The organism is Acidimicrobiales bacterium (genome assembly GCA_016716005.1).
Lineage (GTDB): Bacteria > Actinomycetota > Acidimicrobiia > Acidimicrobiales > JADJXE01 > JADJXE01.
Genome location: JADJXE010000003.1, coordinates 36,848 through 56,323 on the forward strand (window position 1 = coordinate 36,848; position 19,476 = coordinate 56,323).

Consider the following 19,476-nt stretch of genomic DNA (forward strand, 5'->3'; position numbering starts at 1 on the left):
TGTCGTGAGCACGCGGGCGGGCCGGTGGGAGAAGCAGGTGACGGGTTATCGGGCGTTCGTGCCGAAGTCATTGCCGCCGGATCCGCCACTGCGTTGGGACGCTGATCTGTTGCGGGCGTTGTCGGAGGCGGATCTGGCGCTCGGGCGACTGGACGGCCTCGCGCGGAGTCTGCCGAACCCAGACCTGTTCGTCGCGATGTACGTGCGGCGCGAGGCGGTGCTCAGCTCGCAGATCGAGGGGACACAGTCGAGCCTGGATGACGTGTTGACGTTCGAGGTGGCGGCGCCGGGGGCGTCGCAGCCGGCGGACATCACCGAGACCGTGAACTACGTGCGAGCGATGAACACCGGGCTCGACCTGCTGGGGTCGTTGCCGTTGTCTGGCCGCCTGATCCGCAGGGTGCACGAGGAGCTGCTGACGGGGGTGCGGGGTCAGGAGCGGTCGCCGGGGACGTTCCGGCGGACCCAGAACTGGATCGGCCCGGCCGGGTGCACGTTGCAGAACGCGTCGTTCGTGCCGCCTCCGCCGGACGAGGTAAGCGGATCGTTCGCTGCGTTGGAGCGCTTCTTGAACGACGACTCGCAGCCGCCGTTGGTGACGGCGGGGTTGGCGCACGCCCAGTTCGAGACGATCCACCCGTTCCTCGACGGCAACGGCCGGGTCGGCCGTCTGCTGATCACGCTGGTGCTGGTCGAGCGGCGGGTGCTGACCCGGCCGCTGCTCTACCTCAGCTTGTTCTTGAAGCAGAACCGCACCGAGTACTACGACCGGTTGAGCGCCACCCGCGCCAAGGGCGATTGGGAGGGCTGGTTGCGGTTCTTCCTCACCGGTGTCGCTGTCGCTGCGAACGACGCCGTGCGGGTGGCCGGATCGATCGCCGACCTGCGCGACCGCCAGCTGCGAGCGGTGGCCGCGGAGAGCCTCGGCCGCTACGCGGTGCCGTTGCTCGATCTGTTGGTGGAGCATCCGGTGGTGACGGTGAAGTACGCGGTCGAGCAGGTTGGCGGCACCCCGACGACGATCGGTGGGCTGCTCGACAAGCTGGTGGCGATGCGGATCATCGAGGAGACCACCGGTCACAAGCGCAACCGCATCTACCGGTACTCGCCGTTCCTCGATCTGTTCACCTCCGAGGACCGTCCGCCCACGTCGTTGCCCGAGGAGGTCACGCAGTGAAGCCGAACGAGGCAGCGTTCGAGGAGTACGTGGCGACGTGGCTGGTGGAGCACGGCGGCTACGACCACCTCAAGGGCCCGGGCCAGGCACGGCCGCCGGCGTTCGACCCGGTGACCGGGATCGACACCGAGGACCTGTTCGAGTTCATCGGCGCCACCCAGGCCGAAGCGTGGGAGCGGCTCAAGCAGCTCCACGGTGGCCTCCCGGGCGCTCAGACGAAGTTCGTCGCCCGGCTGGCAGCGGAGATCGACAAGCGGGGCACGCTCGATGTGCTCCGTCACGGAGTGGTGGATCACGGCGTGACGATCCGCCTCGCCTACTTCCGTCCGGCGCACGGCCTCACCGCGGTTCTGGTGCGGCTGTACGGGGCGAACCGGTTGAACGTCACCCGCCAGCTCGCCTACCAGGCTGGCTCGACGAAGACGATCGACCTCGGGCTGTTCGTGAACGGGCTGCTGGTCGCGACGGCGGAACTGAAGAACGCGCTCACCGGGCAGAGCGTCGAGGATGCGATCGCCCAGTACCGCACCGACCGCGATCCGACGTCGCCGGCGTTGTCGCGGCGGGCGTTGGTGCACTTCGCGGTCGACACCGAGCGCGTGGCGATGACCACCCGGCTCGCCGGTGAGTCGACGCGGTTCCTACCGTTCAACCTCGGCGAGGCCGGCGGGGCAGGGAACCCGGCGAACCCGAACGGTCACCGCACCGCGTACCTGTGGGAGCGGGTCTGGCAGCGCGACACCTGGCTCGACCTGCTCGCCCGCTTCGTGCACGTCGAGCAGCCGGCCAAGGGTTCGAAGGTAGCGCCGTTGGTGATCTTCCCGCGTCTGCACCAGTGGGACGCTGTGCTCGCGCTCGAGTCGCACGCCCGCACTCACGGCGCCGGGCAGAAGTATCTGGTGCAGCACTCGGCGGGGTCGGGGAAGTCGAACACGATCGCATGGCTCGCGCACCGGTTGTCGTCGCTGCACGACACGACTGACACGAAGGTGTTCGACAAGGTGATCGTGATCACCGACCGCGTGGTCCTCGACCGGCAGTTGCAGGAGACGATCTACCAGTTCGAGCACGCCCACGGCGTCGTCGCGAAGATCGATGCGGACTCCGGTCAGCTTGCCGACGCGCTCGCCGGGCAGCAGTCGCGGATCGTGATCACCACGCTGCAGAAGTTCCCGTTCATTCTCGACAAGGTCGCCGAACTCGGCCAGCGCCGCTACGCCGTGATCGTCGACGAAGCCCATTCCTCCCAGACCGGCGAAGCGGCGAAGGATCTGCGGCTCGCGCTCGGCGCGACCGAGGAACAGGAGCTGACCGTCGCCGAGGCCGAGGACATGGGCCTCATCGCCACCCCGGAAGACCCGGTCGAGGAAGCCCTCGCAAAGGCTGTCGCCGCTCGCGGGATGCCGGCCAACCTGAGCTTCTTCGCGTTCACCGCGACACCGAAGGCCAAGACCCTCGAGCTGTTCGGCACGAAGAACCCGGCGACCAACCGGTTCGAGCCGTTCCACCTGTACTCGATGCGCCAGGCGATCGAGGAAGGGTTCATCCTCGACGTGCTCGCCAACTACGTCACCTACGACACCTACTGGCGCATCGAGAAGGCCGTCTCCGACGACCCCAAGTACGAAGCTCCCGCGGCCCGGCGGGCGATCGCCCGGTTCGTGAACCTGCACGAGCACAACCTGGCGCAGAAGGCCGAGATCATCGTCGAGCACTTCCGCGGCCACATCGCCCACAAGATCGGCGGCCGCGCCAAGGCGATGGTCGTCACCGCCTCCCGTCTCCACGCCGTGCGGTACAAGCGGGCGCTCGACAAGTACCTCGCCACCCACGGCTACGGCGACGTCACCGTGTTCGTCGCGTTCTCCGGCACCGTCAACGACGACGGCGTCGACCTCACCGAAGCCAAGATGAACGGCTTCCCCGACACCCAGACCGCACAGAAGTTCAACGACGAAGGCCAGGTGCTCGTCGTCGCCGAGAAGTACCAGACCGGCTTCGACCAGCCCCTGCTCTACGCGATGTACGTCGACAAAGCCCTCACCGGCCTCGCCGCCGTGCAGACCCTGTCACGGCTGAACCGCACCTGCGACGGCAAAGACGCCACGTTCGTGCTCGACTTCCGCAACGACGCCGATGCCATCCGCGATGCGTTCGAGCCGTGGTTCGGGCGGACTGTCGCTCCGCCCACAGACCCCAACCTGCTCTACGACACCCGTGCCGCGCTCGACCCGTTCGGCGTGCTCTTCGTCGACGAGATCGAACGCGTCACCGGCTTGCTGCTCACCATGGCCAAGGCGTCGGACCACGCCCGCATCCACGCTGCACTGCAGCCGGCGATCGACCGGTTCCTCGATCTCGACGACGACGATCAGGACGGCTTCCGGGAAGCGCTCGACCGGTTCGTGCGTACCTATTCGTTCCTCGCCCAGCTCGTCAGCTTCGGCGACACCAAGCTGGAGCGTGACTACACGTTCTGCCGGGCGCTCGCCGCGTTCATTCGCCGCGACCCCGGGACCACCCTCGACCTTGGCAGCGAGATCGAGCTCACCCACCTCCGCCACGAGCTCACCTTCGAAGGCTCCGTCGCGCTCACCAGCGACACCGGTGAGATCCAGACCATCTTCAACCCCACCGGTGCCCGAGCCCAGGCGGCGGAGGAACTGCTGTCGCACATCATCGCCACGCTCAACGACCGCTACGGGCTGAAGCTCACCGAAGCCGACCGCCTCCACTTCGAGGGCATCGCCGCGTCGCTCGTCAACGACATCACCCTCCAGCAGCAGGCCGCGGCGAACAGCGTCGACAACTTCCGGATCGCGTTCGAGCAGCGCTTCGACGACGCCGTCGTCCAACGGCTCAACGAGAGCCAGGACCTGACCTACCGGATCCTCGACAACCCCGACTTCCGCTCCGACGTGATCGCCGCGTACCTCCCGCTCATCTACGGCCGAGCCAAGGTCGCCCATCAAGAGCACTGCCCGATCGGCGAACTGCTCGCCCGAGGCGAAGACGCGCACCTCGAGTACAAGTCGACGTTCCGCTGGGACCTCAAGCAGGCGACCACGTCGAAGGCCGTCGAGACTGCGGCGCTCAAGACGATCGCGGCGTTCCTCAACAGCCGCGAGGGAGGCACCCTGCTCGTGGGTGTCGCCGACAATGGCGCGGTGCTCGGCCTCGAGTCCGACTACGCCACGCTCCGCAAGGACGACAAGGACGACGCCGACCTGTTTCAGCTCGCACTGACCCAGTCGGTGCTCAACGCCGTCGGCGCCGCCGCTGCGACGAACGTGACCACGCAGATCCACACCGTCGACGGCCACAACCTCTGCCGCGTCCACGTGAAGCCCAGCGGCCACCCCGTCCACGCCGACGTCACCCTCGTCGACAAGAACGGCCAACACCAGAAGAAGCAGATGTTCTACGTCCGCATGAACAACGGCACGAGGGCCATCGACGACGAAGCCGAGATCGAGAAGTACATCGCCAGCCGCTGGTGATGCTCGTCCGACTGTCAGTCGCCGCCCATCTGGTACTCGTAAGCCTGGCGAACGAGGCCCACGATGTAGGTGAAGTCGGACTCCTCTGACAACGCCACTTCCGTTGTGCCGTTGCCCCAGTGGCCCTTGCCGCTCACGTCCCACGCAAGCGAACGTTCGTCTCGGAGTGACTCGATTGGGATGTTCAGGGTCAGCCGCATGCGGGCCTTCTGGGGTACCACATCTACGAAGTTCGTCTCGGCTTTGAACGCCACATACAACTTCAGGAAGTGCCGCGTGATGGCCGGATCGAGGGCGAGGATCTCACTGCTCAACCGCTCGAACAGCGCCCTGCGTTGCGGCGGCAGGAGATAGGGGTGGTCCTCGATGGTGAATCCGCCGGGCTCACGTGGAACCTGAAACTCGGCTATCACCTCGTCGGGTAGCTGCGGGCGTGTCCAGATCTTCAGCGCGTCGTCAGCAAGCCGCTCAGCACGAGCCTGGATCTCGGTCGCGTTCCAGGTGTCGAGCTGGCCGAGGCCCTTGTTAAGCCGAAGCGGGCTGTGCTTGAACCCACCCTCCATGTCCCTCTTCTTGGTGAACGGGTGGTCCGAGTACTCCGAGTTGTAGCCCGTCAGCGTCAGGTTGCCCAACGTGTGGAGGTAAGTCTGCTGCACCGTTTGCCAATCATCCCCCAGGGCTGCCTGCCACTCGCGAGACAGGTGCTCGTTCTGCGGGAGAATGTGCTCGATGGTGTACTCCTCGATTGTGACCGGCTCCTTGCGCCCGAGGTTCTCCAGCTTCCGCAGGAAGTAGGACCGCCTTCGGAAGTTGTACAAGTCGGTCGAGACCAGTGCGGCCTTGAACTCTGCGTCGGTCGGAAACGCTCGGTAGCTCTTCATCCCAAGGAAGCTCGCGACGACGCTGTCGACGTATCGGTCCTTCCGGAGCGAAGTTCCGAGCCCGGCAAAGGTCTTGTTGAGGGAGTTGGTCGGGATCCGGCAGACGGCACGACGGAACACGTAGGACGTCACGATGCGCACGATCTCGAGCAACTCGTCGCGGTCGATGGTGCTCAACTCGTAGTCGGTGTAGGCCTCAAGGAGGAAGGGGTACACGACGTCCGCCTTGATCTGGTCAAGGTCCTTGAAGGCTGGCGCGAGCTTGTCGTCGTTCTCCTTGCCCAAGGCCATCGCGGCGTACCGGCGGGCGAACTCGCGCAGTTCGGCGACGAGACCCTCGACGGTCTCTTGTTCTGCAGTGAAGACCGCCGTGAATGCCTTAAAGGCGTCGTAGATGTCGTCGAGGCGCGGAATCTCGCCCGTCTTGATGGTCAGGAAGTGGCGGACGAACTCGTCGAACTGACCTTCGCCAGCACCGCTGAACTCCAGCTCCATCGGGCGCCAGTACGCGTTGTAGAGCTTCTCCTGTTGCTTCGGTGGCAAGTCCATCAGGACGTAGTTGCGGATGAGGTCGGCTTGCGACAGCTTGCGACCCGTCGAGTTCATCGCTTCGAACACCAGTTGCGGGTTATCGACGTTCCTGGTGAGCGTTACATCGACGACCACGAGCTTGTCCAGCCCGCGGCAGACGACTGATAGATCGAGCGACGGATCGTTGAGCTTGTTGCGAAGGAACTCGAAGTTCGCTGTCACACGCGTGGACGCCCCCGCGGGAGGCGGCACCGCTTGAACGATCGAGATGAGTGTCGCTCGGTCCTCCTGAGAGAGGATCAGCTTGAACTGCCGCTCGCCGTCCTCATCGTCGTTGAGCAGATATCGATTGCGGATCTTCTTCGGCGAGAAGCCGTCGATCGGCTCTCGCTCATTCTCGGGAAGTTGTTCCAACCGCTCAGCGAGCGCCGCCAGCAACAGCGTCACGGTGGTGACGCGCTGCTGCCCATCGATGATCAGGTCTGGCTCTGCAGAGGTGTTGGTTCCTTGGTCCTTCGCGACGTACACGATCGAGCCGGTGAAGTGGGCGCCGAGCTTGTCGTTGCTGCCAGCGCGGAGGATGTCCGACCAGAGCTGTGCGCACTCTGTCTCCGTCCAGGAGTAGACGCGCTGGTAGATGGGCACGACGAACTGGTTGCTCTTCTTGAGGAGCGTGAGCAGGTGGGAGTCGACAGCTTTCACGGAAGGCCATTCTCGCACGCGCTCGCGTCGACGGCCGCCCGACGGGTGGATCATTCGCGACCATGATCGCCCTTGGTCCGACAGCGGCCTGCGCCATCCGGCGCCGGTCCCTCTGCCACTCGTACTCCTGGACCTACTCCCGGAGTTGCTCCCGGAGTTGCTCCCGACCGCTGGCAAAGGACGCCCAGCGGGGCTCCTCGGTTCGTCAAGCCCGGCCCGACAAGCCCCTCCGCTCGACTTGGATCGCGCCGCATGGCCGGTCCTCACCCAGTCGCCGTCACCGGAGGCGAGTTCTTCGGCCGCGAGCCCTACCGTCCGGCCCCAGCGAGAACGAGCCGAGCGCGGCTACCGCTGCTGACTCCCGAGAACCGTGCACACCGCCCCGGTGATTATCTGTGAGTGCTGCCCGATTCTGCTCCCGATGAACGATTCGGTTGGTGCGCGTCCAGCGCCGTCGAGCGAGTCGGCCACACGCATGGCGGCCGGTCCTCTCGCGACCGGGCGTCCTGCCGGCGGCCGACGAGGTGCCGTGGTGTCACGACCTGTCGCAGGTGGCGGCAGAGCGGGGTGCGTACAGAGACATGCGCGCCGACTCGACATCCGCCCGCTCCGCAGGGCACCTGGACCGTGCCTCCACTGACGAGTCGTCAACGGGCCCGGCAGCACCGAGCGCTGGAACGTCGCCGGACTCGACGCAAGCCCAGAGGTCCACCGAGGGCCCGACGATCGTCGGACTCCGTTCCGGGACCGTGCTCGATCCGAAGCTCGTGGCCGAGCTCCGGGCGGTCGCTGGTCGCACCGACATCGCCCAGCGGGTCCTGACGATCCTCGAGCCGAGCCAGGGACCGGCGTCGCCAGTCACAGCCGGTCGACGCGGACACTGAGGGCGCAGTTCACCCGACCCCGAACCTCGACGCGTCCGACGGCCAGGAGTGCGCCCAGTGGTACCGTTCGAGCGGAGCCGCTCAGCGCGACGGTGAATACCCGTCGAACGAACTCGCCGACAATACGACGTCGAGGTTCCTCAAGTAGGCGGAGCCGCCCCTGGCGCACCACCCCCGCGCCCGCGCCCTCACGGGCGACGGCGGCCAGGGTCGACGGCGCGGAGCAGGGCGTCGAGGGTGCGCACCGTGGGCACGGCCAGCCCGTGCTCGTCGGCCAGGCGCACCACCACCCCGGTGAGGGCATCGACCTCGAGGGGCCGACCCGCCCGGCGATCCTGGAGGGTCGACGGCGTGGCGTCACCGGGGAGGGACTTGATGCCGGCCAGCACCCGCTCGGCCAGACCGGGCTCGAGCTCGACCCCGACCGCGGCGCCCACGGCGGCCACGTCGTGCAGCAGCGCCAGGGCCACGCCGTCGAGCTCGTCACCGTCGAGGATGGCGCCCACGGGCAGCCCGGTCACGGCGCACAGCGAGTTCACGGTGACGTTCCCCATGAGCTTCTGCCACATGGCCACCCGCACGTCGGGCACCACGTGGCAGGGAACGCCGTGCTCCCGCAGCACGCCGGCCCGCGGGCGTCGTCGAGCACGAGGAAGCCGTTGGAGCGGTGCACCACGGCGACCGGGTCGACGCGCTCGCAGCCCGAGTAGACGACGGCGGCCACCACCGCGGGGTGGCGCCGGCGGAGCACCCCGGGGTTCTCGACCCCGTTCTGCACGGACACGACGACCCCCCGGGGTGGAGGGCCGCCGACACCGCTCCGGTGTCGTGCGACTTGGCGGCCACCAGGGTGAGGTCGTACGGCCCCTGCGGCGCGGCGACCACCCGGACCGGGCCGGACCAGGGCCGCTCGTACGAGCGGAGCTCGAGGGGCTCCCCGGCGGCGAGCCGCTCGTAGGTGGCCCCGCGAGCCCCAGCCCTCGACGTCGGCGCCTCCTTCGGTGAGGCGGGCGAGGAGCCATCCTCCGATGGCCCCGACCCCGGCGACGAGGATGCGCACAGCCACATCCTGGCCGACGGAGCGACGCACGGCTGCGCTAGATCAGGCCGAGCTCCTTCACCGCGTCGCGCTCCTCGACCAGCTCGGCGACCGACTGCTCGATGCGCAGGCGCGAGAACTCGTTCCACTCGAGGCCCTGCACGATCGAGTAGGTGCCGCCGGAGGTGGTGCAGGGGAACGACGAGATGATCCCCTCGGGCACGCCGTACGAGCCGTCGGACGGCACCGCCATGCTCGCCCAGTCGCCCTCGGCGGTGCCGAGCGTCCAGGTGTGCACGTGACCGATGGCCGCGTTGGCGGCCGAGGCAGCGCTGGAGGCACCGCGCGCCTCGATGACCGCCGCACCGCGCTGCTGCACCGTGGGGATGAAGTCGCTCTCCAGCCAGGCCGGGTCGTCGACGACGTCGACCGCCGGCCGCCCGTCGACCTCGGCGTTGAAGAGGTCGGGGTACTGGGTGGCCGAGTGGTTGCCCCAGATCGTCAGGCGGCGGATGGCGCTCACCGGCCGCCCCGTCTTGCGGGCCAGCTGCGCGACGGCGCGGTTGTGGTCGAGGCGGGTCATGGCCGTGAAGCGCTCGTGGGGCACGTTGGGCGCGTTGTGCATGGCGATCAGGGCGTTGGTGTTGGCCGGGTTGCCCACCACCAGCACCCGGATGTCGGGAGCGGCGCTGTCGGAGATGGCCTTGCCCTGGACCGTGAAGATGGCCCCGTTGGCCTGGAGCAGGTCGGCGCGCTCCATGCCCTTGGTGCGCGGGCGGGCTCCCACCAGCAGGGCCACGTTGGCGTCGCCGAAGGCGACGTGGGGGTCGTCGGTGGCGGTGACGTCGGCCAGCAGCGGGAAGGCGCAGTCCTCGAGCTCCATCACCACGCCCTGCAGGGCCCCCACGGCCTGGGGGACCTCGAGCAGCTGGAGGTGCACCGGCGTGTCGGGGCCGAGGAGCTGGCCGCTCGCGATGCGAAAGACGATGGCATAGCCGATCTGGCCGGCGGCACCGGTGATGGCGACTCGGACGGGCGTCGTGCTCATGGCGACGACACTACGCGCCGCGGGCCGTGGGCCACCAAGGCGCCCACCCACGATGCTGTGCCCGCCATCCGTTCCCCGAGACCTCTCGTCGGTTCACTGCCCTCGCTCAGCGGTCACGTCGAACACGAAGACGGTGCCGGTGATCACACCACCGCTGATGGTGCCCGTGAACGAGAGCGCCTCGTCCTCCTCGTCGGTGGGGTCGGTGCTGCAACCGCTGATCTCCAGGTTCTCGTACGACACCTCGTCGAACTCGACGTTGATCGTCGTCATGGACGCCGGGCCGGTCCCGGAGACCACGATCCGATCCGTGCTCACGCAGGGCTCGTCCCCTTCGAACTGCACCCAGATCGCCTCGAAGGTGACATCGACCGTCATGTCGGCTGTCCCTTCCCGAACCTCGATCACGACGCTCGACTCCCTGATCGTGACGAGCTCCTCGGCCCCGGCCACCGGCCTGACGGTGCCGACGTAGGTGACCGCACCAACGACGTCGGGTGAGGTCGGGTCGGTGTCGCTCGTGTAGCCGTCGGCGCCGTCGTCGTCCTCGCGTTCAGCCTCGGCCTGTCGTTCCGCTTCGGCCTCCCGCGACACCTCGTCGCCCGCCGGGATGCAACCCAGGTCGGCCGACGGCGCGAACTCGGGTTGCAGATACGTGCCGTCGGCAGCGATGGCCAGGTTGCAGCCGTCTGCGGCCCCGATGACCGGAGCAAGAGAGCTCGTCACGATGGCCTCGATGATCTGGGGACCCGAGTAGCCCTGCCGTCCGAGGAGGATCGTCATCTCCGACACGTAGCGCGCGAAGTCGGCCTCGGCCTCCTCCGCGTTCAGGCGGGCCACCTCCGCCTGTCCGGGGAGGAAGATCTCCGAGAGCCACGAGTCCTGATCGGGCACGTACCGGTCCTGGGGCGTGTCGGCGGCATCGCCGACGAGCAGGACGAGCACGCTGGTCGTGAGGGCCGGCGATCCGCTCCCGCCAGGACCCAGGGCCCCCTCCGACGCACGGGCCTCGCCGAGGAAGCCCACCGCCGCGCGCTCGGGCTCGCTCCCGTCGATGCTGCCGTCCGGTGCGATCGATCCGTCGGGTGCGGCCACGACCACCTGGTCGGCGGTGTAGCCCCCGTCGAAGGCCGCCATGACGACGAAGAAGGCGCCTTCGTCACCCCAACGCCCGACGAGCTCCTCGACCGCCGGCACGACCTCCTCGGCGGAGGCGGTCGTCGCCTCCCCGTCACTGTCGTCGGCGCACGCGGCCAGCGCGAGGCAGGCCACGGCGAAGGCCGCCACACTGGTCGAGCCCGTGCGACACCCACGCCCGGCGTGGATCCTCATGTGCTCAGCCTGGACCGGGTCCCTCGGGCCGGCCAGGGGCGAACGTCCCGGGTCGCTCGACCACCCGTGATCTGCCAACCACATGCCCACGGCGGTGGGCGCCGCGGTCCACGAGCTCCTGCGGGCCATCGAGCGGGGCGAGCGCGAGAGCAGCCCGGCCGACGTGGCCGGGCTGCTCGGTCGATTCCCGGCGGGCGCTCGGCCGCCGTGCTCGGAGCGGCGGCGCGCTCAGAGCTGGATGGACTTGATCTCCACGAACTCCTCGAGGCCGAACTTGCCGAGCTCGCGCCCCCGCCCCGACTGCTTGTAGCCACCGAACGGGGCCATCGGGTTGAACTTCTGGCCGTTGATGTCGACCTGGCCGGTGCGCAGCCGGCGGGCGACGCGCATCGCCCGGTCGGTGTCGTTGGAGAAGACGGCACCGTGCAGGCCGTAGATCGAGTCGTTCGCGATGCGAACGGCGTCGTCCTCGTCCTCGTAGCCGATGATCGACAGCACCGGTCCGAAGATCTCCTCCTGGGCGATCGTCATGTCGTTGGTCACGTTGGCGAAGACCGTCGGCTTCACGAAGAAGCCGGCGTCGAGGTGATCGGGCTCCTCGGGACCGCCGGCCACCAGCGTGGCACCCTCGTCGATGCCCTTGCGGATGTACTCGCGCACGCGGTCGCGCTGGGCATGGGACACGAGCGGCCCGAGGTGGTCTCGCTCTGGAGGGCGTGGCCAACGGTGTAGCCCTCCGCCACCTGCCTGGCCACGGCTGCGGCCTCGTCGATCCTGTCCTTGGGCACGAGCATGCGGGTCCACGCGATGCAGGTCTGGCCCGAGTTCAGGTAGCAGGAGCCGATCGCCTTGGGCACGGCATCGGCCAGGTCGACGTCGTCGAGCATGATCGCCGCCGACTTGCCGCCCATCTCGAGGTGCACCCGCTTCACGGTGTGGGCGGCGACCTCCGAGATCCGCTTGCCCGCCCGGGTCGACCCGGTGAACGACACCATGTCGACGTCGGGGTGGGCGGCGATGGCCTCGCCCACCACGGGGCCGTAGCCCGACACCAGGTTGAACACGCCTGCCGGGAGCCCCACGTCGTGGACGATCTCGGCCAGCATGAAGGCGCTCAGGGGGGCGACCTCGCTCGGCTTGAGCACGATCGTGCACCCCGCGACCAGCGCCGGGGCCACCTTGCACACGACCTGGTGGAGCGGGTAGTTCCAGGGCGTGATGGCGCCGACCACGCCGACCGGCTCCCGCAGCACCAGCGAGTCGCCGACCCGCTCCTCGAACGGGAAGTCCTTGCCGATCTCCACGTAGCTGCTCATCACCGCGGCCGGCAGGCCGGCCTGGATCATCATTGCCAGGTTGATCGGCATGCCGACCTCGCGGGCGACCACCTGGCCGATCTCGGCCATCCGGGTCTGGAGGCCCTCGGCCAGGCGCTGCACGTACTTCATCCGCTCCTCGGCGGGGGTGAGCTCCCACGCCTCGAAGGCGGCCCGGGCCGCCGCGACGGCGCGGTCGACGTCGTCGGCCGTGCCCTCGGGCACCGTGCCCATGGGCTCCTCGGTCGAGGCGTCGTGCACCTCGATGGCCCCGGCACCGCTGGACGCCACCCAGGCGCCATCGATGTACACCTTGTCGTGGACGTGCATCGGGTCTCCTCCCCCACGCGACGCTGCTTCCGTGCGAGCCTACCGACGACGCCGCCCGAACGGCCACGGGGCTCGGCGACGTGCGCCCGGACGGGCGCCACCGGGCTCGCCCTACGCCAGCGCCAGACCCAGGTTCGACGCGATCTCGCGGGTCGCGGTGGAGCGGTTGAGCGTGTAGAAGTGCAGCCCCGGCACCCCGTGGGCCAGGAGCTCCGCGCACAGCTCGGTGGCTGCCTCGACACCGATCCGGCGGACCTCGTCGGGGCCGTCGGCGGCCCGCAGCCGCTCGGCCAGGGCCGGCGGGAAGGCCGCGCCCGACATCCGGGCCATGCGCTCGACCTGGCCGACGTTGGTGACCGGCATGATCCCGGGGATCACCGGCTTGTCCACGCCCAGAGCGGCCAGCTCGTCGACCATCCGCCGGTAGTGCAGGGCGTCGAAGAAGAACTGGGTGATGGCGAAGTCGGCCACGCGCAGCTTCTCGGCGAGGTGCCGGCGGTCGGAGGCCAGGTCGGGCGAGCGGGGATGGCCTTCGGGGTGGGCCGCGACGCCGACGGAGAAGGCCCCGACGGTGTGGGCCAGCTCCACCAGCTCGAGCGCGTAGTGCAGCTCGGTGGGCGGCGCGTCCGGGTCGGTGGGGGGATCGCCCGCCAGCGCGAGGATGTTCTCCACGCCGGCCCTCGCGGTAGCCGGCGAGGATCTCGACGAGGTCGGAGCGGGCGTGGGCCGCGCACGTGAGGTGCGCCATCGGCGTCATCGCCGTGTCGCGGAGGATCCGCACCACGATCTCGTGGGTGCGGGCACGGGTGGAGCCGCCCGCGCCGTACGTGACGGACACGAACGAGGGCCCGAGCGGTTCGAGCTCCTCGAGGGCGCGGCTGAGGGCCTCCTCGGCCTCGGGCGTCTTGGGCGGGAAGAACTCGAACGAGACGGTGGGGCCGGCCTGCAGCAGGTCGCTGATGCGGGTCACGGGCGCGTCGCCCCCAGCCCGGGGGTGCCGGCCGCGGCCACGAGGACGTCGGCCTGCCTGGTGTAGGCGCCCAGGTCGCCGACCCCGGTGTGCACCACGGTGACCGCGGCGTTGGCGTGCGGCCGCTTGAGGGCGAGCAGCAGCGCCGGGGGCGCCCGATCGTGAGCCCACGACCGATGATCACCACGTGGCGGCCCTCGATGGGCACCCCGTTGGCCACGAGCAGCTCCTGGATGCCGTGCGGCGTGCACGGCAGCGGTCCGGGCGTGCCCATGACCAGCTTCCCCAGGTTCACCGGGTGGAGGCCGTCGGCGTCCTTGGCCGGGTCGACGGCCAGCAGCGCGGCCTCCTCGTCGAGGTGACCGGGCAGCGGCAGCTGCACCAGGTAGGCGTCGACGGCGGGGTCGGCGTTGAACCGCCCGATGACATCGAGGAGCTGCTCCTGGGCGGTGTCGGCCGGGAGGTGCGCGTGGATCGACGCGATGCCGACCTCGTCGCAGGCGCGGATCTTGGCACCGACGTAGGTGGCGCTGGCACCGTCGTCGCCGACGAGGATGGTGCCCAGCCCGGGCCGGACGCCGGCGACGGCCAGCTCGGCCGTGGCGGTGGCGAGGTCGGCGCGGATCGCGGCTGCGAGGGCCGCGCCGTCGAGCAGCTGCGCGGCCATCAGTGCCGGAAGTGCCGCTCGCCGGTGAACACCATGGCCACCCCGTGCTCGTCCGCCGCCGCGATCACCTCGTCGTCGCGCACCGAGCCGCCCGGCTGGATCACCGCAGTGACCCCGGCGCGACGGACGCGTCGAGGCCGTCGCGGAACGGGAAGAAGGCGTCGCTGGCGCACACGCCGCCCGCGGCCCGGCCGTCGGCCTTGCGAGCCGCGATCTGCACGGCGTCGACCCGGCTCTGCTGGCCGGCGCCGATGCCCACGGCCTGCCCGCCGCGCGCCGCCAGCACGATGGCGTTGCTCTTCACGGCCGCGCAGACCGGCCAGGCGAACTCGAGGTCCGCCCACTGGTCCTCGGTGGGCGGGACCGCGGTGACGACCCGCCAGGCCGCCCGATCGACCGGGCGCGGTCGGCCTGCTGGGCGAGCAGACCGCCGTCGATCGACCGGAGGTCGAGGGCGACCGGGGACGGCGGTGCTGCCTCGAGGACCCGGAGGTTCCTTCCTCGCCAGGAGGACGTCGAGCGCACCCGGCTCGTAGCCCGGGGCGACCACCCACCTCGGTGAACACCGGCGGGGGCCTCGGCCAGGCTCACCGGGCACCGGCCGGTTGACGGCCACGATGCCGCCGAAGGCGAGGTGGGGTCGCACTCGTTGGCGAGGTGTAGGCGGTGGTGGGGTGGTCGGCGACCGCCGCCCGCAGGGTTGGCGTGCTTGATGATCGCCACCGCCGGGCGGTCCCGAGGTCGTGGACGAGCCGCCAGGCCGCCTCGGTGTCGTACAGGTTGAGGTAGCTGAGCTCCTTGCCGCCGTGCTGGACGGCGTCGTCCCGACCACGAGTGGCGGCCCACGAACCGGTAGCGGGCCCCCCTGCTGGTGGGGGTTCTCGCCGTAGCGGAGGGACTGGAGCGCTCGAGCGCCAGGTTGAGCGTGGGGGGCAGCAGCTCGTCGCGGTCGAGCCAGGCGACGATGGCGGCGTCATGCGCGGCGGTGTGGGCGAAGGCGGTCCGCGCCAGCCGGGCGCCTGGTCTCATCGGAGAGCCTGCCGGCACCCCGCAGCTCGTCGAGGACCGCGCCGTAGTCGGCCGGGTCGACCACCACCCCCACGTGGGCGTGGTTCTTGCCACGGCCCGGACCATCGCCGGCCCGCCGATGTCGATCAGCTCCACCGAGGGTTCGCTCGGAACGGGTAGAGGTTCACCACCACCAGGTCGAACGGCTGGATCCCGTGGCGCTCCAGGTCGGCCCAGGTGCTCGGGCTGCGAGAGGTCGGCGAGGATGCCGCCGTGGATGCTCGGGTGGAGGGTCACCACCCGGTGGCCGGAGCATCTCGGGCATGCCGGTCACGTCGGCGACCTCGGTGCAGGGCAGCCCGGCCTCGGCCAGGGCCCGCGAGGTGCCACCGCTCGACACCAGCTCGCAGCCCAGGTCGACGAGACCCCGACCCAGCTCGACGACGCCCGTCTTGTCGTACACGGACAGCAGCGCTCTCACGGCGACGCCTCCAGCAGGTCGGCGATCGTGCGGGGGTAGAGGTCGCGCTCCACCGCCTTGATCCGCTCGTGCAGGCTCTCGACGGTGTCGCCGGGCAGCACGGGCACGGCCTCCTGGGCGAGGATCGGCCCCTCGTCGACCGCCGGGGTGGCGACGTGCACCGTGCAGCCGGTGACCTTCACCCCGGCGGCCAGGGCGTCGGGCACCGCGTGGGCCCCGCGGAAGGCGGGCAGGAGGGACAGGTGCGTGGTGACCACGACCGTCGAAGGCGTCGAACATCTCTCGGCCCAGGATGGTCATGAACCCAGCCATGGCAACCAGCTCCCGCGTGCTCCCGCAGTCGGCGACCCCGCAGGACGTGTAGGCGTCGCGGTCGAAGCCCGCGCCGAAGGTGTCGCGCTCGACCAGCACCGCCGGCAGGCCCGCCGCCGACGCCACGTCGAGCGCCCGGCACGGACGGTCGACGAGCACGACTCCCGACCAGCAAGCCCCTCCCGAGGATCGCCTCGAGGATGGTGCCGCTCCCGGATGCGAAGCACGCCCAACCGCACCCCTGGACGCTACCAGCCCCCCGTCCGACCCCGGCTGGCGCAGCGGGCCCCAGGGCACCCCAGGCCGGTCAGGTGGCCGTGCCCTCGAGGGGCAGGCTCCTCCTCGTCGGCCTCGAACAGCGCCCGGTAGGTGAACCCGGCCACCAGCGCCCCCGAGGATCAGGAAGAGGAAGAAGAACCACACCTGGGTGGTGGTCGCCCACCACGAAGACAGCCGGGCCGAGGGAGCGGGCCGGGTTCACCGGGCGTTCGTGACCGGGATCAGGAACAGGTGGACGAGCGTGAGGGGCCAGGCCGATGGCCGGGCCACCAAGCCACCGGCGACGCCTTCTTGTGGGTCGCCCCGATGATCCACGACGAGGAACATGAAGGTGGCGATCACCTCGGCCAGCGCCGCCGACCCGGCGTTGAACAGCCCGGGCGACTGGTCGCCGAAGCCGTTAGCGGCGAGCCAGTTCCCGCTGGCCTCGAAGCCCTGCTTGCCGTTGATGATCAGGGCCAGGGCACCGGCGCCGAAGCACCCCCGCCGATGAGCTGGACGACGATGTACGGGAGCAGGTCCCCGGTCAGGAACCGCCCGGCCGCCCACACCCCGGGCTCACCGCCGGGTTGAAGTGGCCGCCCGAGATCCGACCGAGGGCGTAGGCGCCAGTGAGCACCGTGAGGCCGAAGGCGAACGACACGCCGAGGAACCCGATGCCGAGGTTGAAGCCGCCGTCGCCGTCGCTGAGGAAGACGCCTGCGAGCACGGCGCTCCCGCAGCCGCCGAACACGAGCCAGAAGGTGCCGATCAACTCGGCGGCCAGCCCGCTTGCCCAGTGCACTGCTCATTCCCGCGTCCCCTTCCAGGCCTGACTGCTGTCAGGCGCAAGGTAATCCGGCACCCGATGGCACGGAGGTGATAGTGAGTGTCGGGAGGGTAGCCCGACGTCAGCCGATGGCCGCGTAGCAGGCCTCGACCAGGGTGGCGCTGCGGGGGTCCCCTGCCAGGCCCATCTCCATGCGGTTCATCACGTACCCGACGGCCAGCTCGGCGTCGGGGTCGGCCCAACCGACGGAGCCGCCGCCCCCGAAAGTGCCCGAAGGGCGAGGGCCGCCCAGAGCGAGGATGCCGGTGCTCAACATGAAGCCCAGGCCGAACTGGATGTCCATGTCGAACGGCACGGTGTTCGGGCCTCGGTGCGCTGGGTCACCGCCGCGTCCACCTGCGCAGGCCCCAAGCAGCCGGATCCCGTCGACCTCCCCCACGCAGGCGGCGTAGAGCCGGGCGAGGGAACAGGCGTCACCGACCCCGTTGGCCGACGGGACCTCTGCAGCCCGCATGGCCCGGGAGTTCAGATGTCCTGATCGGTGAGGGCGCCGCCCGGGCAGGCGAACAGGGCCTTGCCCAACCTGGACTCGGGGCCGAGGAACTGGGACATGGGCTGCAGCACCGGATCGTGGCCGGGGTCGGCGAGGGCCTCGACGCTGACGCCAGGCGGGAGCATGCTGATGAGGAGTGCGACCCGGTGCTCCTGCTCCTCCGGGAGGCCGATCCACAGGTCGAGGCCAGCGGGTCAGCCACCTCTCGCGCAGGTACGTCCCCGCTGCGGCCGGTGACCCGCCGGATGACCTCGCCCACCAGCCACCCGAAGGTGGTGGCGTAGTACCCATGCTGCGACCCCAGGTGCCAGTACAGGTGCTGGTTCTCCAGCGCCTCCACCACCGGCTCCCACGGGCGCCTCCTCGGCCGTCATGTCGCCGTCGACCCAGGCCAGGCCGGCCTGGTGCGACGAGGAGGTGGGCGACGGTGATGTCGTCCCTGCCGTTCCTGGGCGAACGCTCGGGCCAGTAGGTGGCGACGGGCGCCTCGAGGTCGAGCCGGCCCTCACGGACTCAGCTTGTTGGCGCACACCGCGGTGACGCCCTTGGTGATTAGCAGAAGAACAGGGCGATGGCGTCGCGCTCCCACGGCCAGCCGGTGTCGGCGTCAGCGACGCCGCCCCAGAAGGTCGACCACCTGACGCCCCCGTGGTACGCCGCGAACGGCGCGCCCACCTCGCCGTGCTCGGCGAGGTTCCGCTCGAAAGGCATCGCGCACGCCCTCGAAGCCCGGTCCCAACCTGACTCAGGGCTGCCACGGGTGCTCCTCCCCCCTTCGCCGTCCTCGCCGGCCGCGCCCCCGCTAGAAGGTGGCGAGCACCTCGACCATGAGCAGGCCGGTCTCGGTGGGGTTCTGGCCCTCCCTGGCGCCCGCAGCCCCGAGGAGCCTCCATCTTGGCCTGAGCCTTGCCTTCAGCCGCTGATGATGGCGCCGGCGTGGCCCATCTTCTTGCCGGCAGGGCGGGGCCACCGCGATATGCGCGACCACCGGCTTCGACGGTCGGCGATGAAGACCGCCGCCTTCCCCTCCTCCCTCGCCACCGATCTCGCCGATCGCGATCCCCGGCGCTGGGTGTGGGGCCGGCCTCCGAAGGCCGAGAGGCGGTCGATGAAGTTGGTTGCCCGGCACCGGGTCGCCGCCGATCCCCACGCAGGTGGTGACGCCGATGCCACATCTGCTTCAGCTCGTAGAGCGCCTGGTACGTGAGCGTGCCCGACCGGCCCCGACGATGCCGACGCGGGCCCGCCCGGCAGTGCGATCTCACCGGCGGTGATGCCGATGTTACGCTTGCCGGGGCTGATCACCCCGGGCAGTTGGGGCCGAGCAGCCGGCTCTCGGCGTGGTCGCGCTTCAGCAGGTTGAAGTTGCGGGCCTCGTCGTGCGTCAGGATGCCCTCGGTGATACACACGATGAACGGGATCGGCGGCGGTGGCGGCTTCGAGGACGGCGCCCGAGGCCATCTTGGGCGGCACCGACTCGAACGGCACCGCGTTGGCGCCGGTGGCACCACGGCATCGGCCGCGGTGTCGAACACGGGGATGCCCTCGACGTCACGGCCGCCCTTGCCGGAGTTGACGCCGGCGACGACCTGGGTGCCGTAGTCGCGGTTGCGAGGCCGTGGAACCGGCCCTGGCCGCCGGTGAATCGGACGATGACCTTAGTGCGCTCGTCGACGAAGATCGACATCTACGGCTCC

Annotated in this window: 10 protein-coding genes and 6 pseudogenes; 2 read left to right on the forward strand and 14 right to left on the reverse strand. The window is 69.8% G+C overall.

The annotated features are described in order from the left end of the window. Window positions 1-4: 4 nt before the first annotated feature. Window positions 5-1,177, forward strand: a complete 1,173-nt coding sequence (locus tag IPM45_17885; protein MBK9181391.1) for a Fic family protein — start codon at window positions 5-7, stop codon at window positions 1,175-1,177. Next, window positions 1,174-4,677, forward strand: a complete 3,504-nt coding sequence (locus IPM45_17890) for a putative DNA binding domain-containing protein (protein MBK9181392.1) — start codon at window positions 1,174-1,176, stop codon at window positions 4,675-4,677. Before IPM45_17885 ends, IPM45_17890 begins: the two co-directional genes overlap by 4 nt. Window positions 4,678-4,691: 14 nt before the next feature. On the opposite strand, the gene IPM45_17895 is transcribed toward IPM45_17890, so the two are convergent. The 14 genes and pseudogenes from IPM45_17895 to IPM45_17960 all read right to left on the reverse strand — a co-directional run bounded on the left by IPM45_17895 (window position 4,692) and on the right by IPM45_17960 (window position 19,466). Further along, entirely contained in the window at window positions 4,692-6,791 is a 2,100-nt protein-coding gene (locus tag IPM45_17895; GenBank protein MBK9181393.1) for a DUF262 domain-containing protein, read from the reverse strand. A 1,072-nt stretch (window positions 6,792-7,863) separates the two neighbouring features. Continuing rightward, window positions 7,864-8,265: a hypothetical protein gene (locus IPM45_17900; protein ID MBK9181394.1), complete on the reverse strand. Its 402-nt coding sequence runs from the start codon at window positions 8,263-8,265 to the stop codon at window positions 7,864-7,866. Next, the gene (locus IPM45_17905; protein MBK9181395.1) at window positions 8,211-8,459 is read right to left on the reverse strand and encodes a hypothetical protein; all 249 of its coding nucleotides are present in this window, start codon (window positions 8,457-8,459) and stop codon (window positions 8,211-8,213) included. The genes IPM45_17900 and IPM45_17905 overlap by 55 nt, the downstream gene beginning before the upstream one ends. A gap of 313 nt (window positions 8,460-8,772) precedes the next feature. Beyond that, window positions 8,773-9,762, reverse strand: coding sequence for a malate dehydrogenase (locus IPM45_17910; protein ID MBK9181396.1), 990 nt, complete (start codon window positions 9,760-9,762; stop codon window positions 8,773-8,775). 93 nt (window positions 9,763-9,855) lie between these two features. After that, window positions 9,856-11,094 carry a hypothetical protein gene (locus IPM45_17915; protein MBK9181397.1) on the reverse strand — a complete coding sequence of 413 codons (1,239 nt, stop codon included), beginning with the start codon at window positions 11,092-11,094 and terminating at the stop codon, window positions 9,856-9,858. A 228-nt stretch (window positions 11,095-11,322) separates the two neighbouring features. Then, window positions 11,323-12,740 (reverse strand): annotated as a pseudogene (locus IPM45_17920) (aldehyde dehydrogenase family protein). Window positions 12,741-12,851: 111 nt separating this feature from the next. Then, window positions 12,852-13,701, reverse strand: a pseudogene (locus IPM45_17925) (methylenetetrahydrofolate reductase). 5 nt (window positions 13,702-13,706) lie between these two features. After that, window positions 13,707-14,377 (reverse strand): annotated as a pseudogene (locus tag IPM45_17930) (bifunctional 5,10-methylenetetrahydrofolate dehydrogenase/5,10-methenyltetrahydrofolate cyclohydrolase). After that, a pseudogene (gene purH / locus IPM45_17935) lies at window positions 14,377-16,145 on the reverse strand (bifunctional phosphoribosylaminoimidazolecarboxamide formyltransferase/IMP cyclohydrolase). The pseudogenes IPM45_17930 and purH overlap by 1 nt, the downstream one beginning before the upstream one ends. A gap of 281 nt (window positions 16,146-16,426) precedes the next feature. Further along, window positions 16,427-17,223: pseudogene (locus tag IPM45_17940) on the reverse strand (aquaporin). A gap of 124 nt (window positions 17,224-17,347) precedes the next feature. Continuing rightward, window positions 17,348-17,581: a serine hydrolase gene (locus IPM45_17945; GenBank protein ID MBK9181398.1), complete on the reverse strand. Its 234-nt coding sequence runs from the start codon at window positions 17,579-17,581 to the stop codon at window positions 17,348-17,350. A gap of 118 nt (window positions 17,582-17,699) precedes the next feature. Next, a complete protein-coding gene (locus IPM45_17950; GenBank protein MBK9181399.1) occupies window positions 17,700-18,119 on the reverse strand; it encodes a serine hydrolase in 420 nt (139 codons plus the stop codon). 212 nt (window positions 18,120-18,331) lie between these two features. Beyond that, on the reverse strand, window positions 18,332-18,490 hold the full coding sequence (locus tag IPM45_17955) for a hypothetical protein (GenBank protein ID MBK9181400.1): 159 nt from the start codon (window positions 18,488-18,490) through the stop codon (window positions 18,332-18,334). Between the two features lie 91 nt (window positions 18,491-18,581). Next, window positions 18,582-19,466, reverse strand: a pseudogene (locus tag IPM45_17960) (succinate--CoA ligase subunit alpha). Window positions 19,467-19,476 lie beyond the last annotated feature (10 nt).

Bases quoted from the DNA above. Each gene is read 5' to 3' on its own strand.
- IPM45_17955 (MBK9181400.1), bottom strand. From the start codon at position 18,490: ATGCCTTTCGAGCGGAACCTCGCCGAGCACGGCGAGGTGGGCGCGCCG.
- IPM45_17910 (MBK9181396.1), bottom strand. From the start codon at position 9,762: ATGAGCACGACGCCCGTCCGAGTCGCCATCACCGGTGCCGCCGGCCAG.
- IPM45_17915 (MBK9181397.1), bottom strand. From the start codon at position 11,094: ATGAGGATCCACGCCGGGCGTGGGTGTCGCACGGGCTCGACCAGTGTG.